The sequence below is a fragment of the Brevundimonas terrae genome, assembly GCF_011761985.1.
GTDB lineage: Bacteria > Pseudomonadota > Alphaproteobacteria > Caulobacterales > Caulobacteraceae > Brevundimonas > Brevundimonas terrae.
Genome location: NZ_JAASQT010000001.1, coordinates 241135 through 256978, shown reverse-complemented (window position 1 = coordinate 256978; position 15844 = coordinate 241135). Strand labels below are relative to the sequence as shown.

At 62.9% G+C, this 15844-nt stretch carries 17 protein-coding genes; 5 read left to right on the top strand and 12 right to left on the bottom strand.

The window, feature by feature from the left end:
- The first annotated feature begins 130 nt into the window (after window positions 1-130).
- The gene (locus tag FHS64_RS01175; protein WP_167173843.1) at window positions 131-343 is read left to right on the top strand and encodes a hypothetical protein; all 213 of its coding nucleotides are present in this window, start codon (window positions 131-133) and stop codon (window positions 341-343) included.
- A gap of 96 nt (window positions 344-439) precedes the next feature.
- On the opposite strand, the gene FHS64_RS01170 is transcribed toward FHS64_RS01175, so the two are convergent.
- A complete protein-coding gene (locus FHS64_RS01170; RefSeq protein ID WP_167174470.1) occupies window positions 440-3310 on the bottom strand; it encodes a PAS domain S-box protein in 2871 nt (956 codons plus the stop codon).
- Window positions 3311-3538: 228 nt separating this feature from the next.
- Here FHS64_RS01170 and FHS64_RS01165 point away from each other — a divergent pair, with 228 nt between their 5' ends.
- Together FHS64_RS01165 and FHS64_RS01160 are read left to right on the top strand one after the other, a co-directional pair.
- The gene (locus FHS64_RS01165; RefSeq protein ID WP_167174467.1) at window positions 3539-4018 is read left to right on the top strand and encodes a Dps family protein; all 480 of its coding nucleotides are present in this window, start codon (window positions 3539-3541) and stop codon (window positions 4016-4018) included.
- Window positions 4019-4153: 135 nt separating this feature from the next.
- Window positions 4154-5323 (top strand): cell wall hydrolase, encoded by a 1170-nt coding sequence (locus tag FHS64_RS01160; RefSeq protein ID WP_167174463.1) that lies wholly within the window; start codon window positions 4154-4156, stop codon window positions 5321-5323.
- Between the two features lie 13 nt (window positions 5324-5336).
- Here the strand turns inward: FHS64_RS01160 and FHS64_RS01155 are convergent, their stop codons facing one another.
- Window positions 5337-5582 carry a helix-turn-helix domain-containing protein gene (locus tag FHS64_RS01155; RefSeq protein ID WP_167174461.1) on the bottom strand — a complete coding sequence of 82 codons (246 nt, stop codon included), beginning with the start codon at window positions 5580-5582 and terminating at the stop codon, window positions 5337-5339.
- A complete protein-coding gene (locus FHS64_RS01150; protein WP_167174458.1) occupies window positions 5582-6184 on the bottom strand; it encodes a DUF2975 domain-containing protein in 603 nt (200 codons plus the stop codon). The genes FHS64_RS01155 and FHS64_RS01150 overlap by 1 nt, the downstream gene beginning before the upstream one ends.
- 82 nt (window positions 6185-6266) lie before the next feature.
- Between FHS64_RS01150 and FHS64_RS01145 the strand changes: the two genes are divergently transcribed.
- The gene (locus tag FHS64_RS01145; RefSeq protein ID WP_208380511.1) at window positions 6267-7223 is read left to right on the top strand and encodes an MBL fold metallo-hydrolase; all 957 of its coding nucleotides are present in this window, start codon (window positions 6267-6269) and stop codon (window positions 7221-7223) included.
- Here the strand turns inward: FHS64_RS01145 and FHS64_RS01140 are convergent.
- The 9 genes from FHS64_RS01140 to FHS64_RS01100 all read right to left on the bottom strand — a co-directional run bounded on the left by FHS64_RS01140 (window position 7220) and on the right by FHS64_RS01100 (window position 15276).
- Entirely contained in the window at window positions 7220-8260 is a 1041-nt protein-coding gene (locus tag FHS64_RS01140; protein ID WP_167174454.1) for a hypothetical protein, read from the bottom strand. The genes FHS64_RS01145 and FHS64_RS01140 overlap by 4 nt on opposite strands.
- Window positions 8261-8694: 434 nt before the next feature.
- Window positions 8695-9666: a thioredoxin-disulfide reductase gene (trxB, locus tag FHS64_RS01135; RefSeq protein WP_167174451.1), complete on the bottom strand. Its 972-nt coding sequence runs from the start codon at window positions 9664-9666 to the stop codon at window positions 8695-8697.
- A 50-nt stretch (window positions 9667-9716) separates the two neighbouring features.
- Window positions 9717-11234 (bottom strand): DUF389 domain-containing protein, encoded by a 1518-nt coding sequence (locus tag FHS64_RS01130; protein WP_167174448.1) that lies wholly within the window; start codon window positions 11232-11234, stop codon window positions 9717-9719.
- An 84-nt stretch (window positions 11235-11318) separates the two neighbouring features.
- Window positions 11319-12266, bottom strand: coding sequence for a mitochondrial fission ELM1 family protein (locus FHS64_RS01125; protein WP_243862659.1), 948 nt, complete (start codon window positions 12264-12266; stop codon window positions 11319-11321).
- A gap of 50 nt (window positions 12267-12316) precedes the next feature.
- Window positions 12317-12790 carry a transcription elongation factor GreA gene (greA, locus tag FHS64_RS01120; protein WP_167174442.1) on the bottom strand — a complete coding sequence of 158 codons (474 nt, stop codon included), beginning with the start codon at window positions 12788-12790 and terminating at the stop codon, window positions 12317-12319.
- A 152-nt stretch (window positions 12791-12942) separates the two neighbouring features.
- Complete coding sequence (locus tag FHS64_RS01115) at window positions 12943-13188, bottom strand: hypothetical protein (RefSeq protein ID WP_167174439.1); 246 nt, start codon at window positions 13186-13188, stop codon at window positions 12943-12945.
- Window positions 13189-13290: 102 nt separating this feature from the next.
- The gene (locus FHS64_RS01110) at window positions 13291-13512 is read right to left on the bottom strand and encodes a tellurite resistance TerB family protein (RefSeq protein ID WP_167174436.1); all 222 of its coding nucleotides are present in this window, start codon (window positions 13510-13512) and stop codon (window positions 13291-13293) included.
- 86 nt (window positions 13513-13598) lie between these two features.
- Window positions 13599-14939, bottom strand: a complete 1341-nt coding sequence (locus tag FHS64_RS01105; protein WP_167174433.1) for a M20 metallopeptidase family protein — start codon at window positions 14937-14939, stop codon at window positions 13599-13601.
- Window positions 14940-15003: 64 nt separating this feature from the next.
- Entirely contained in the window at window positions 15004-15276 is a 273-nt protein-coding gene (locus tag FHS64_RS01100; RefSeq protein WP_167174430.1) for a DUF1294 domain-containing protein, read from the bottom strand.
- Window positions 15277-15324: 48 nt separating this feature from the next.
- Between FHS64_RS01100 and FHS64_RS01095 the strand changes: the two genes are divergently transcribed.
- The gene (locus FHS64_RS01095; protein WP_167174428.1) at window positions 15325-15750 is read left to right on the top strand and encodes a hypothetical protein; all 426 of its coding nucleotides are present in this window, start codon (window positions 15325-15327) and stop codon (window positions 15748-15750) included.
- Window positions 15751-15844: the final 94 nt, after the last annotated feature.

Below are 15844 nucleotides of genomic sequence, written 5' to 3'. Positions count from 1 at the left end.
CGAAGTGCTTCCAAGTGGCGAAAGCGGTTTTCGTTAAGGAATGAATACTTGGAAAGGGTGCGCTTTTCGCAAGGGGAACTTTGAGCGGAATTGAGGGTTTAATTTCAGATGATTCAAGGAGTTCGATGCAATGACGGATTCACGTTCTAAATTTCGGGTGCGTGGGCTAGCGACTGTGGCTGTGACGATGGCGTCGGGGCTGCTTTTGGTGGCCTGCGGGCATACAATCGAACAGAAGGCCGCGACGGGCGCGATCGCCGGTGCGGTGGTGGGCGGTCCGGTCGGGGCCGCTGTGGGTGGTGCCGCCGGTGCCGCTGTGGGCCATGCCCAAAAGCCGAAATAGGCCCGCAAAGGTTTAGCCCCGAGCGGGGTAGAGCCGAGCGGGGTAGGCAAGCTTCTTTCGCCCTTGGGCGAAGAAGACGGCAACTGGCCAGACCCTTTAGGGGGTCTGGTCTTTTTTGTGCGCGAGCAGGGTGCGTAGCTGGGCCGGCGTATAGGGCTTGGGCAGGAAGGTCCACGCACTGAGGCGCAGGGTCTCGACCTCGCCGGGGAAGCCGGACGACAATATGATGTGCATGTCGGGCCATTGCGTCTCGACGCGGCGGGCCAGTTCTATGCCGCTGATCCCGCCCGGCATCAGGATGTCGCTGAGCAGAAATTCGTAGTGATTGTGCTCAAGGCAGGCCAGCGCCTCTGTGGCATTACGGGCCAGATCGACATCAAAACCTTCGGAGCGCAGGAAGGTGGCGGTGACCTCGGCCACGCCCGGATCGTCTTCGACCATCAGCAGACGTTTGGGGGCGGTGTCGGCCGCAGCTTCGGTTGTGGCGTCCGGGACGGGGCGGGGTTCGGCCTCGGTGTCGGGTGTGGCTTCGGCGGGGCAGGGGCTGAACATGTGCCACGGCAGGAACAGGTTCATGCGCGTGCCCGTATCGGGCGAGGACTGGATAGAGATGGAGCCGCCGCTCTGGCGGGTGAAGCCATAGACCTGTGACAGGCCAAGGCCGGTGCCGTGGCCGACCCCCTTGGTGGTAAAGAAGGGCTCGAAGACGCGTTTCAGCACATCGTCGGTCATGCCCGAGCCGTTATCGGCCACAGTCACGCGGACATAGCGGCCCGGTGGCAGGTCCGAAGGGTGGATGGCGCTGGCAGGTGTCGCATCGCTGGCGGGCAGGTTGAGGGCCAGCATGGGGGCGGCGGGCGGATGGACCACATAGTCGGCGGTCTCGACGCAGATCTGCGCATCGGATGGCGAGGCGTCGCGGGCATTGACCAAAAGGTTGATCAGGGCGGCTTCGAACTTGGCGGCATCGACGAGGGTGGGGGCCAGACCGCGTTTCAGCTTGAACTGGAGGCTCATGCCCTCGCCCACAGCCTTGTGCAGCAGGGGCTCGCCCTCGCGGATCAGGGCATTCAGGTCAATCGAGGCGGGGCGCAGGGTCTGGCGGCGCGAGAAGGCCAGAAGCTGTCCGGTCAGGCGCTCGCCACGGCGGGCGGCGGCCAGCGCGGCCTCGGCCATTTTCTGGCGGCGGGCGGGGTCGTCGGTTTTACGGATGATTTCCAGACCACCCATAATGACGGTCAGCAGATTGTTGAAATCGTGCGCCACGCCGCCGGTCAGGCGACCGACCGCTTCGAGGCGGTGGGCGCGGACCAGCTCGGCCTCGGCAGCGGCTTTTTCGGCAAGGGCCGCACTGACCCGTTCCTCGAGGCGTTCATTGCTGCGTTTCAGCTCGCGCTCGGCACGCTGGCTTTCGGTGACGTCGAGGCTGACGCCGGTAAAGCCGGCCAGACGACCTTGCAGGTCATAGCGCGGGGCCGCTTCGGTATGCAGCCAGCGGGTGCCGAAGGCCGCGTGGTGGACGGGGCCAAGATAGGAAAAGCGGCGCTCTTCGCGGGTGGCGTCCTCGAGGGTCTGGTCAAAGGCGGGCAGGTCTTCGGGGGCCATCATGCCACGGATGGCGCTGATGAGGTGGTGCGGGGGATTGCCGCCGAAGGTCGAGCGGAAACGGCGATTGCCGAACTCGGTATTGCCGTCGGTATCGACCATCCAGATGATGGCAGGGGCGCTGTCGGCAATAGCGCGAAAACGGGCTTCGGATTCCTGAATGCGTGTGGCGGCTTCGACGGCGTCGGTCACGTCGAAGGCGGTGCCGATAATGCCCTTTTGCACGCCGTCGCGGTCATAGCGGGGCTGGAGGATCGAGCGCACCCAGCGATACTTGCCGTCATGGCGGCGATAGCGGGCCTGTAGCTGGAAGGCCTGACGGCTTTTGAGGCCGACAACGAACTGGTTGACCGTGGTGGCATAGTCGTCGGGGTGGAGCAGGTCTTTCCATTCCTGGGTCGAGACCTGATCGACCGGCTTTCCGGCGAACTCGAAATAGGCGCGATTGACGAAGCGATTGATATTGTCGTTGTCGGACAGCCACATCATGACCGGAATGGTATCGGCGACGCTGTAGAAGTCGTGGCGGCTCTGGGACAGGGCGGCCTCGGTTTTGCGCGCGGTGGTCACGTCCACAACGATACAGACAAAGCCATAGGCGGTGCCGTCTGGATGGCGCAGGCTGCGAACATCCAGCAGCACATGAATGGTGCGGCCGTCGGGGCTGATATAGCGTTTCTCGAACTGCCAGTCGTTCTGGCCGGGGGTGACATAGTCCGATAGCCGCTGTGTCGTCAGGGCGCGGTCGTCAGGGTGGGTGAACCCGATGACGTTGTGGCCGATAATCTGGTCCATAGGCCGCGAGATCATCCGCGCAAACTGTTCGTTAGCTTCGAGGATGACGCCGTCTGTGGTGGTGCGGATAATGCCGCTGGACACCTGGTTGATCATGGCCCTCAGCTCGTCCGAGGTGCTGTGTTCCTTGGCGATCGAGGCCTGAAGGCGGGCATGGGTTTTGTAGAGTTTGCGCACGCAATAGCGCAGCGAGGCCCCGACCACACCGCAGGTCGCGCCGATCAGAACAAAGATCAGGGCAGGGGCAATAAAGGCACCGGGCACTGTCGGGGTGAGGTTGAAGGCCTCGCTCAATCCCCACATGGCGGCAAGGCACAGGATGATCGTCAGGGATACCGTGAACAGACCGCCGCTGAGACCGGCCAGAAGTATGGCAGGGATCAGGATCGAAAAGCCCGGCTGGTCCGGCATGACGGGCACCAGTGCCGCCCGTATGGCAACAAAGACCAGTGTGAACACGGCCGCCAGCAAAAGACAGACCGGCCATGGGGGCATGGAGCGGGCGGCAAGTCTTTCCAGAAAACGGTCGATGGGCGTTGCGCCTTGGGGCGCAGCAGGGTGAGACATGCCAAAATGCAAACAGGCGGCCCCGCACGGAAGCCGGATTAAAGGTAGAGTTTGTGCAACGCCGTCGGCTTGGGGACGTTCCATCGGGCGTACATGTCAGTGGTCTGCAAATGCGGGTAGCGGGGTCTGAGCCTCAATTCGCCGTTTGAAGGCGCTTTGAGGCTTTTAAATCCGGTTCGCCTACCTATATTCTATTTATCCAACCCTATGTTTATGCAGGAAAAGATTATGAGCGATATGATCGATACCGGTTTCAGCGATGCACAGCGCGAGGCGGTCTCGCGCGAACTGTCGAAGGTTCTGGCCGACAGCTATGCGATCTATCTGAAAACACACGGGTATCACTGGAACGTGCGCGGGCCGGAATTCTTCAGCCTGCATGGTCTGTTCCAGCAGCAATATACGGAAATCTGGACGGCTCTGGACGAGATTGCCGAGCGTATCCGTGCGCTGGGTGAACTGGCCCCGCAGTCGGGTTCGGCCTTTGGCAACCTGACCTCGATTTCGGACGGTAATCCGGACAAGAGCGCCAACGAGATGATGTCCGAACTGATCCGCGACCACGGCACGGTCATCAAGACCGCCCGCGCGGCTCTGGACGCCGCGGCCGAGGCCGGTGACGAAGCCACGGTGGACCTGATGACCCAGCGTCTGGCCGCGCACGAAAAGGCTGCATGGATGCTGCGTTCGAGCCTTGGTAACCGCTAAGGTCAGCGTGATTTGCGTCTTTTTCGGCGCAAGTCTCAACAAACCTTAACCTCGACGTCCGAAAACTGCCGGAAAAGCTCTGTTATAAGGACAGGGTGTCCGGCAGGTTTCGGACGTTTTGTTTTTCGAGAGCCGATGGCCCCATTGAATGCCCCAGCAAGGTCCCGACCGTCGCCGCGCCGTCGTGCGCTGCTGCCGGTTGGCGTGGCGGCAGGGGCGGCGCTGGTGGCGGCCTTGGCGACAGGCATGTCGGCACGGTCCGAGAGCGCGCTGGATTTTGTCCGCACGGCGGAGGCGGTGGCCGAGGCATCGGGTGGCGATTACGGCACGCGCGGTCTGGCCGGTGTGATGTCGCGGCTGGACGGGGCGCAGTTGTCGCTGGCCCTGCGGCATGATCCGGCCATGGGCATGGCGACGGTGCCGGGGCTGACGCCCGGGTGGGAAAGTTTACGCCTTGGCGGCAAGCCCGATCCGTTTGCGACGGTGAACGGGCTGGAAGCCTTGCGTCTTAATGCAGCGATGGCGGGCGATGCGGTGGTGAATGCCGCGCCGCCCTTTGCCTTTAGGCCGAGCAGTGCCGATGATCGCAGGCGGGCCATGCGGTGCCTGACGCAGGCGGTCTATTACGAAGCGGCGCTGGAAGCCGATGAAGGGCAGGCCGGTGTGGCGCAGGTGGTGCTGAACCGCGTGCGCGACCCCAACTATCCCAACAGTATTTGCGGCGTCGTCTATCAGGGTGCCGAGCGTAATACGGGCTGCCAGTTTACCTTTACCTGTGACGGATCGCTGTCGCGGGCACCGGTGGCGTGGGCATGGACCCGCGCGCAAAAGGTGGCCGAAAAGGCGCTGGCGGGGGCGGTGGCCGACAAGGTGGGTTCAGCGACCCATTATCATGCCGACTATGTGCGTCCGTGGTGGGCCCCCAGCCTGACCAAGGTGTCGCAGTCGGGGGCGCATATCTTTTATCGCTGGAAGGGAGCGGCCGGAATGGTGGCCTCCCTGACGCAGGGCTATGGCGGGCGCGAGCCGTTGATCGACGAGGCGCGGTTTGCGCGCCCGCGTGATCTGCTGGCGCTGGTCGAAGAAACGTCGCTGGCCGATAACAGCGCCGAACTGGCGCGTCAGCTTTTGGGGACGGGCAACCGCGAGGTCGAGTTCGAGGGCACGACGCGCATAGTTGGCGCGCCCAGCCTCGGTGGACGCCGCCAACCGACGGCCAAGGAAATCTCGGACATCAATGACCGCCTGAAGGCGTTTGAAGAGGGGCGCACCGCCGAGCCTCGTGACGCGGTGGCACAGAACTAAACTGTGCTGAACGTCAGCCGGTCTTGAGGGCTTTGGGCCTGGCGATTTCTTCTGTGTCGGGCCGGTATTCAAGAATGTCGGACGGCGAACAGTCCAGATAGCGGCAGATGGCGTCCAAGGTCGCCAGACGCAGGCCGCGGACCTTGCCGGACTTCAGTAGCGACAGATTGGTTTCGGAGATACCGATAGCGCGCGCGAGGACATTCGAGCGCACCTTGCGCTGTGCCATGACTACATCAAGACGTACGATAATGGGCATTAGACGAACCGCGAGACATCGTCGTGTATGTCTGCCCCCCAAGACATAACACGCGCGATGACGAACAGGATGAGGCCCAGAGCCAGAGCCTTGGCACTGTCGATCCGCAACCAGCCCTCGTCATGAAAACCGGCCAGCGTCACCAGAATATGGCCAATCGTCGGGGCGACGGCATAGGCGATCAGCCAAAGGGCGATATGGCTCATGCAGCGGGCATTCTCGTGCGTCAGGACGATACCTGATCCATAGAGGCGAAACAGTCGCCTTAGTCCCCATAATACGGCCAGAGCAGGGATCATCATGACGCTGGCCGAGACGGCGAGTGCGATCTTCTGGATCCAGGGCAGGGCCCCTACCGTCGTCCAGCCGGAGCGCACCGGCGGCACAATCGCTTCGATATAAATCTGTATGCCACCCGGACGTACCTGTAAGCGGGTTCCGACATAGGTCAGGACCGCGATGATGGCGACAGCCAGCAGGGCCGCACCGAGTGCAAAAAGACATGTGAACAGCCATTCCAGCGGGCGGCTGAGTTGCCGGATTCGTGCAAAGGCGTCTGGTTCACGCGCTACCGGCGGAGGCAGGGTCACGACAACCGTCATGGGATAACGCTGATCCTTTTTGATTGACGAATATATTTTTATGTATTTCGATGTGTTCAATCTCTTATATCGAGGATACGCCATGTCTGGTCAATGCCAAGCGGGTTCGGTGTCTGTGCTCTTGATCCTGAGCCTGGGAGCGCTGTTGGCAGGGTGTGCAACGCCCGCCAGTCGCCATCCGGTAACTGTATCGGATATTGGGACGGCGTCGCGAACCTCCGAGTTGGAGGCCAGTCTGGTGCGGCCCGGTATTGTGACTTTCGAGCGGGTTCGCTTCGCGCAGTGGACGGGTGGACGGGGCACTTTCATCGACCGCAAGGATGCGCGTACTGCGGCGATCCCCAAGGGAAACGAGGAGGCTGTCATCTATGCCTATGTGGTGGACCATCCCCGTTTCGGGCGGGTGATGATCGACAGCGGTGTGTCGGCAGATTTAGGCGAGCGGTTGAACGGTCTGATGCGGCGGGCGGTATCTGATCTCGAGATCCGTATTGAGCGCACTACGGCCCAGTGGCTGGCGGGTCAGACACCGCCGCGCGCGGTCTTTCTGACCCATTTGCATTTTGACCATGTCGGCGGTTTGCTGGACCTGCCCGCCACGACACCTGTTTATGTCGGGCAAGGCGAGGTGCAAGAACGCAGCCGTGTAAATCTGTTGCTGGGGCATCCGGCGGATGCCGCCTTGCAAGGTTACGGTCCCTTGCGCGAATGGCAGTTCCAGCCGGACCCCGATGGCCGTTTCGCCGGTGTGCTGGATATTTTCGGAGACGGTTCGGTCTGGGCGATCAGCGTGCCTGGGCATTCTGCGGGCTCGACCGCTTATCTGATCAATGCCGTGGACGGACCAAAACTGGTGCTGGGTGATGCCGTCAGTACGCGCTTGGGCTGGGAGCAGCAGATGCCGCAGCCGGTCGCAAACGATGCTCGTGACGATGCCGAGGCGTCAGCAGAGCGGTTGCGCCGATTTGCAGCAGACCATCCGGCCGTAAACGTCTTCTTGGGACACCAGTCCAGGACCGGGCAGGCCGAGGCGCTTTAGGTGGCATAGGCCGCCCATGCTTGCTGGAGGGCGGGGATGGAGGCGGGCAGGTTGTGGGCGGGGCCTTGGGTGGCGAGCCAGTTTTCGAAGGTTTGGCCCTGCGAGATCGCCTTGGTGATGTCGGCGATGATGGTCGGGCGGCCGGAGGTCTGGATGAGGAAGTCGGCAAAGGCCCTGATCTGGATATAGAAGAGGGTTTCCTTGCCATTGGGCGGGCCGCTGGCGGTTTGACTGGCGGGGGTGAAGCTGACAGCGACGCCGCCGGACTGGCGGGCCTGTACAAGGGCGGGTGCTGCGCGGTCAAGACCGGGGTGTTGGCGGGACAATAGGCCTTCAAGATCGAGCAGGAAGGGCGCGCCGTCATTGGCCCCGACAGCGGGGACAAAGCCGCCAGCCATCAGGGTTTTGAAATGGGCGCGGCGCTGGTTGGCGGTGGGGGCGTCTTCGAGGAGGATGCCTGCGGCTTCGTCGAGCCAGTCGGGGGCGGGGCTGCCATAATGGCGGGGTGTGTTTTCGTCTTGCGCGTGGTCGGAGGCGCTCCAGAAGGCTTGGTGGGTCCACAGGTGGCCCAGTTCGTGCGGCATCATTCCGGCGTCGATGGCGGCAAGGGATTCCGGTGTGGGCAGTTGTGACAAGGCGCGGGCGATGACCTGTTCGGTCTGTTCGGCGCTCATATTCATTCCGGCGGCAAACTCGCGGGTCTGGGCGGTGACGCGCTCGCGGATGGAACCGTCGATGGCCTGAGGCGCAGGCCAAGGCAGGACGGTGTGGAAACCGGCTGCGTTTAGGGCTTGTCGCGGCGGGACGGGTGGAATGGAAAAGACCACATAGGGGGCGATCGGCAGCGCGAAATGGGTGGCAAAGCGGCCTTCGGCATCACGGGCATTGCGGGCCAGATTGGCGGCATGTTCTGCCGAGGGGGCGAGCGCTACGCCGTAGGTCGCGGGGGCGCAGTGCAGATCGGGTGCGACTTCAAGCGCCTTGGTGCAGAGCGGGTTGGCGACGGTGGCACTGGCGAGCAGGACGAGGAAAACCATGGTCGATCCTTGATGCGGGAGGTGTCAGGGGCAGACTTGGCTGTATATAAGAAAGAGTCAAGTTAACTTGACATAATGAAGCGTGGCAGTGCTGAGGTGTTTGGTGGGGTGAGGAATAAGAGTGCCCCCTCCGTCACGGTTGTGCCGTGACACCTCCCCCGCTGAAGCAGGGGAGGAGAAGGGTCGCGCTGGCGCGCCGCTGGATCCCCCGATCAAGTCGGGGGATGACGGAAGAGGGGAAACACTCATCCAGTTCTGCGGGGAAAGCGGGAGAAGGGATTGAGCGGGCGTGCCATGCTCTCAAGTAGAGAGCCACCGCGTGGCGAGGGGTAGGGTAAAAAAGCCCCTTAAGTAGCGAGCCTCCGCGAGGCGAGCGATAGGGCAAAAAAAAGAAGGGCAAAAAAAAGACCACCCAGTGGGCGGTCTTTTTCTTATCAAACCAAAGTTTTCTTGTGGTCTTCTTCCGCAAGGAAACGTCCGGCGTCGAGAGCGGCCATGCAGCCCATGCCGGCGGCGGTGACGGCTTGGCGGTAGATGTCGTCGGTGACGTCGCCAGCGGCATAGACGCCTTCGATGGCGGTCTTGGGAGTGCCGGGCTGGACGACCAGATAGCCGCCTTCCTTGGTTTCAAGCTGGCCCGCGAACAGTTCGGACGACGGGGCGTGACCGATGGCGATGAAGACGCCGTCGGCGGAGATTTCGGAGGTTTCGCCGGTGACGGTGTCTTTGAGGCGCACGCCGGTGACGTTCTTGGCCATCCCGTCAACCACGCCGACGATTTCCTCGACGGCGCTGTTCCAGATCACCTTGATCTTGGGGTGGGCGAACAGGCGGTCTTGCAGGATTTTTTCCGAGCGCAGGGTGTCGCGGCGGTGAACCAGCGTGACGGTCTCGGCAAAATTGGTGAGGAATAGAGCTTCTTCGACTGCGGTATTGCCGCCGCCGACGACCACGACCTGTTTGCCGCGATAGAAGAAGCCGTCGCAGGTGGCGCAGGCCGAGACGCCAAAGCCCTGATAGGCCATTTCCGATTCAAGGCCGAGCCACTTGGCTTGAGCGCCCGTCGAGATAATGACGGTTTCGGCCAGCATTTCGGTGCCGCTATCCAGCGTCAGGCGGAACGGGCGCTGTGACAGGTCGGCCTTGGTGACGATGTCGTGGATGACCTCGGTGCCGACGTGTTCGGCCTGTTCCTGCATCTGCTGCATCAGCCACGGACCCTGAATGGTCTCGGCAAAGCCCGGATAGTTTTCCACGTCCGTGGTGATGGTCAACTGGCCACCCGGTTGCAGGCCCGCAATAATCACAGGATTGAGCGAGGCGCGGGCGGCATAGATGGCGGCGGTCCAGCCAGCGGGGCCGGAACCGATGATGGCGACACGGACAGTGCGGAGTTCTTGGGTCATGACCCGTATTTAGAGGGTGATTCTATGATCCGCCATGGCCCAATGCGATCTTATCCAGCCAGTGTGATGCGGGCGATGTCGGTATCGCCTCTTTGACAGGTATTGTTGGTGTCGAGCGTGGCGATGACACCGGCGGCGGCCAGTTCGGCAAGGAAGCGGTCGCCGGTTGTGGCGGGGGCGGCACCGTCGTCGGTGACAGTCAGGTTTTGCGGTTTGCACAGGGTGAGGACAGGGCTGGCGTGCCAGCGGGCAAGCGCCCAGACGGTACGCTGGCGGGCGGAGGCGTCGGTTAGATCGACGGCGGCGAGGGGCGCAACGGGCGGAATGACGCGCACATCAATGCCGTCGAAACGCTGGCGCAGGGCCTGTTCCAGTGTGAAGGCGGCGGACAGGTCAAGGCCGGTGGCAGCCGTCAGGGGAATGAGGGCGCGATTGCCGTCGGCATCCATCAGAACGCCGTCATTCTGGAACGGGACAGCATCGGTCAGGCGCCGCGCCAAGGCCTGTTTGGGGTCGGGGGCGGTGCTGGCGATGGTGCGGCTGGCCGACGGGTCGGCGACGACGATCTGGTCCAGACGGGCGGTGACGGGGGTGTGCAGGGCGGCGGTCAGGCGGTCTTGCAGACGGGTCTGGGCGTCGGCCACGAGACGGCGGGTGGACACAAGGGTCGAGACCGTGGCCTGTCCGCCATCGGCGCGGGCTTCCAGCAGGGTGATGCGGGAATCGGCGTCGGAAAAGATTTGTTCGACGGCGAGGCGGGTTTCGGCGGTGGCGCGGCTTTCAAGGGCGATGGCGCGCAACGAGAAGACCAGAGGCACCGACAGGACCAGAAACACCACCAGCACAGCGATGCCGCGCCACGGGCGGGGGCGCTCCAGCAGGCGGGGGCGAAAGCCGTAGAAACCTGCGGTCAGGGTAGCCGACAGGGCGATGGCCACAAGGTTGGTCATGAACAGGAAGAAGGCCCCGCCCGCGATCTGGAGGTCGCCTGTACCAAGGCCAAAGCCGACCGTGGCAATCGGCGGCATCAGGGCGGTGGCGATGGCGACGCCGATAATGGTGTCGCCGCGCTGGCGGATCACGGCATAGGCACCGGCGACGCCCGAAAAGACAGCGATCAGCAGGTCAAAGAAGTTGGGGCGGGTGCGGGCCAGAATCTCGGAGGTGGGTTCTTTCAGCGGTGACAAAAGCACCAGCAGGATGGCCACGCTAAGGGCGACCAGAACGCCGATGACGATGGAGGCCAGAGATTTTTTAAGCTGGGTGAAGTCGAGCAGGGCCAGCGAAAAGCCCAGCGCCACAATCGGTCCCATCATCGGCGAGACCAGCATGGCCCCGATCACCACGGCGGGCGAGTTCAGCATCAGGCCCAGGGCCGCGATCGAGGCCGAGATGACGGTCATCATCAGATAGCGGCCATCGGTGCCGCCATTGCTATAGACGGCCTCGGCGGTGTCGTCGTGGTCGATGTCGCGACGGGCGCGGGCCAGTATGCGCAACAGGATATGACGGACCTCGCGCACGGTGCCGGCTTCGGGTTTATTGTTTGTCGCAGAAGTTGGGGTCATGCCCGCTGTGCCCTTGCCCGTTCACTTTTGAACGTCCCTGTCAGCACAACAGTCGGTCAGCTATGCGGTTCCCGCAACCGCTGTTTAGCGTTGGGCGATGGCGTCCAGTATGGCGCGGGCGGCGCGGGCGGTTTCACGCAAAGGTTCGTAGGTCCAACTTTCCAGCGTACCGTCGAAGGGACGGGCGGCACCGTGGTCTTGCAGGGCCTTGTGCAGGCGTTTGAACTTGGCCTGCGGTTTCAGCGGCACCATGGGCAGGACATGGACCGGTTTGCCGGTGGAGGCGGCCTCGGTGACCATGTTGGCGCTGTCCTCGGTGACGAGGATGTGGTCGGCGGCGTCGAGGAAGGCAAATAGCGGGTTCTCGCCTGCGCCATCCCAGATGATGCCCGGCAGGGTGGCAAGGCGCTGGGTCATCACGGTCTGCGGCAAGAGCGGGGTGCGGCGCGAGAAGGTGACCAGCAGCGAGCCGCCTTTTTCGTCGACCGTTTCGGCGATCAGGTCAGCCAGCAGGGCGGCGTGGTCGAGCGTGAGGTCAAACGCCTTGGACGTGCCGCCGATCATCACGGCCACGCGCGGGTGCGGCAGGGGGGCGATCTTGTCGGCAAAGGCGGGAGCGGCGGCCTTGAGACGTTCGGGGGTGATGCGGTGGGGACTGCCGGTAATGGACAGCACATTGGGGCCGTTCAGGCCGTCATGTTCAGGGGCGACGATCAGGTCATAGGCGCTGTGTTTCCAGCGCGGGTCTTGAGTCTGGACCACGAAGGTTTTGCCCTTCATGCGCACCGACAGGGGCAGCGTGGCGCGGCCCGAGGCGATCCAGATGTCTGGCGGCGGGGCGTGTAGCAGATGCTGGCCCTGTTGCAGCATCCACGGCTGTTTGAGGGCCGAGGGCAGGCGGTCAAAGGCCGGTTTCCAGCGCACCACATGACGGGTGATGGTGGCAGGGGCGAGGTCTGCAATGGCTTCGGCAAGACCCAGAGACTGGTTCTCGATGCCGGTGCGGCCATCGGAGACGACCCAAATGGACAAAGGGCGCGCCGTTGAACCGCGCGCCCCTGAAGTCGTCAAGGGTGTGGAGCTTACTTCCACTCGACCTTGAGGATCTCGTAGGCCTTTACACCGCCGGGGGTGTTGACCTCGACCACGTCGCCGACCTCTTTGGAGATCAGGGCGCGGGCGATCGGGGAGGCGATCGAAATCTTGCGGGCCTTCACATCGGCCTCGTCCTCGCCAACGATCTTGTAGACGGACTCCTCTTCGGTGTCCTCGTCGACCAGATGGACGGTGGCACCGAACTTGACGGCGGAGCCGGACAGTTTGGAGACGTCGATCACCTGCGAACGGGACAGCTTGTCCTCGATCTCGGCGATGGAGCCTTCGATCCAGCCCTGACGTTCCTTGGCGGCGTGGTATTCGGCATTTTCAGACAGGTCGCCGTGTTCGCGCGCCTCTGCGATGGCGGCGATTACTGCGGGTCGTTCGACCGACTTCAATTGCTTAAGTTGATCGTCGAGAGCGCGATAGCCCTCGTCCGTCATCGGCACTTTTTCCATTGTGTCGTGAATTTCTTGCTGCGCCCGAAGACAGGTGGAAGTGAATTACCAGTACTCGCGGCCACTGGGCGGTGCGTGACCGGGGGCTAAGAGGCTAGGCGAAAGCATTGCAAAGTCAAGATGGCGGTGACCCTACCATTTTGTGCAGCATTCTACCGGCCCGTCTGGTTCGAAGAGTTCACATGATTTTGCGGCTTTTGTGAAGCCCCTGCGGGCCTGTGCGCCAGAGCAAAACGGTAAAGGGCGTGCAGCGCGCTAAAGACCACGCAGGCCAGTGCCCCCAGGCCCGCAAAACTGAACAGCGTGGACAGCCAGCCCATGCCTTCTGTCATATAGGCAAACAGAAAGGACAGCGCAGAAGCCAGCAAGGCTATAAAGGGGGTGAGGGACAGGCGCATGAAAGATTAACGGCTATAAATCCGTTTTGTTTCAATGTGCTGGATATAGGCGAAAGGGTGGCGTTCGCGCGGCGACGAGGCGCCAGCTTGGCCGCGCAGGGCTTAGAGCGGGTGTCTGCGGCGGCGGTTGTGGCGGACAGGGCCGGTGCCTGCTTTCGGGCCAGAGGAGGAGGCTGTGGAAGGGGAGCGGTTGCGCTGATAGGTGCGCCATAATTCCCATGCTCCGACGGCCAGGGCCAGCTTGCCGGCATTCTTGCCTGCGATACGGCGACCGCCGCGTGACAGAAGGAGGCCGCCAACCAGAGGCAGGATACGCATCAGCATCGGTATGACCTTTCAAAACGAAGAGTTCTGGAAGGTAACGAAGCGGCAAACGGGTTGGTTCATTTGCCGCTTCGTCGCAGGGCGCTTTAGTGGCCGGTCGAGAACAGGTCCTCGGCGGCGGCAACCGTGGCCTCTACGCCGGCAATGATCGAAGGTTCGGGATCAATGCGGAACAGCGGCGAGTGGTGAGGCGGCGGGGTGTCCTTGAGATCTTCGGGCAGGCCGCCGACGGCGAAGATCACGGCTTTGACGCCATGTTCGGGCGCGCCATAGAAGGCAAAGTCCTCGGCCCCCATGCCCTGACGCGAGATATCCACCACGCGCTCGCTGCCCAGCTGGCTGGCAATGGCGGCCTTCATGCGGGTGGCGGTTTCGGTGTGGTTGATGGTGGGCGGGGTGGATTCGGTAGGGGAACGCACCACAACCGGCAGCTTGTCCTCTGGTACATTGAGGGCGCGGGCCGTGTTCAGGGCGATGCGGTCGATGCCGTCCAGCAGGGTGTCGCGGACCTCGTAGCTGTCCGAGCGCACGGTCAGTTGCAGGTTCACTTCTTCGGGGACGATATTGTGCTTGGTGCCGCCGTGAATAGAGCCGACGGTGACGACCGCGCCCTGAAGCGGGTCAACTTCGCGGCTGCGCAGGGTTTGCAGGGCGCTGATGATCTGGGCCGAGATGACGACCGGATCGACGGTGGATTGCGGGCTGGCCCCGTGGCCGCCGATGCCGCGCACCTTGATGTCCACGCTGTCGGCGCTGGAATAGGCGATGGCGGGCGGCACCCAGACGGTGCCCGCCGGAAGGCCGGAGGCGACGTGGAAGCCGATGGCATATTCAGGCTTGGGGAAGCGGGTGAACAGGCCGTCATTGATCATGGCGCGGGCACCCTCGACGCGTTCCTCGGCCGGTTGGGCGATCAGGACGAGCGTGCCGGACCAGTTGGCCTTGCGTGCGGCCATCTGGCGGGCGGTGCCGATCAGGGCGGTGATGTGGGTGTCATGGCCGCAGGCGTGCATGACATATTGCTCGACGCCGTCGCGGTCGATCTGTTTGTGGGTCGAGGGATTGGAGGCACCCGAGCGTTCCTGAATGGGCAGGCCGTCCATGTCGGCGCGGATCAGAACCGTGGTGCCGGGGCCGTTTTCCAGCACAGCGACAACGCCGGTGCCGCCGACACCCTCGGTGACCTTATAACCCAGCGCCTTCAGTTCGGCGGCCATGCGGGCGGCGGTGCGAGTTTCCTGCCCCGACAGTTCGGGATGGCGGTGGAAGTCGTCGAACAGGCCCGCCAGATTGGCCTGATAATCGGCGCGGACAGCCTCTGACAGGGCCTGGTCGGCGGCCATGGCGGGCATGGCGGTGCCGATAAGGCCGATCAGGGCGCAGCTGGCGAGCAGTCTCTGTGCGAAGCGATGCTGATGGTGACGCATAAAATCCCCTCCCGTGGGTTACGGTGGAAGCGAGACTACAGCGACAACGCTGTTCGGCAAGGCTTTAGAGCAGCAGGGTAATCGTGAAGACGACCAGCATCACATGCAGGACCGCCAGTATTTCCGCATAGCGGCGGAAAGGCTGTTTGCGGGTCTTGTGGCGGATCAGGCCCGAGGCCGTTATCGCGCCGACGCCGCCTACAAAGGTCAGGCCCAGCAGATTGGCCTCGCTTATACGGCGATTGCCGCGCACGGCGGCGACCTTGTCGATGCAGAAGGCCATGAAGGCCCACACATTCGTACCCAGACAGATCATGAGGAAGACAGGCAGCGTCATAAATGTCAGGGTGTGGCGAACTGGAAAAACGCGCAAGGAGGGATTTGCATGGGCAGGATTGTGACCGGCACGGTTATGGCCTTGACGGCGGCGATGCTGCTGGCGGGGTGTGCGAGGGTCGACAGCAAGGTCCATGAGCGCGTGCCATCGCCTGACGGTAGCAAGGAGGCGGTGGTCATGACCTGTCCGCAGGCTTCCGATCCGGCTGTGCCTGTGCTGGTGGGTGCGATCTTCGCCAAGAAGGGGCAGGGCTGTAAGGACGCGACGGTCGACGGGCTCAGCTATTTCATCGCCACGGTGGCCCCCGATGTGGACGGGGCAGGGGCCAAGGTGGTGTGGGACGGCGACAAGGCCATCTTTGATATCGAGGGCGACCGCTATGTCTATTCACGCGGCGCGCAGTCGAATGTCGCGCTGGATCTGATCCAGTTGAAGGGCAGTTTCGACGGGGCGGATATTCACGACGAGGATTAAACCCTCACCCTGCCCTCTCCCAGCGGGAGAGGGTTCTTTTTGAGAGGCGTTCGACGTGGGGCTCTAAAATCTTTCCCCTCAAGTAGCGAGCCAC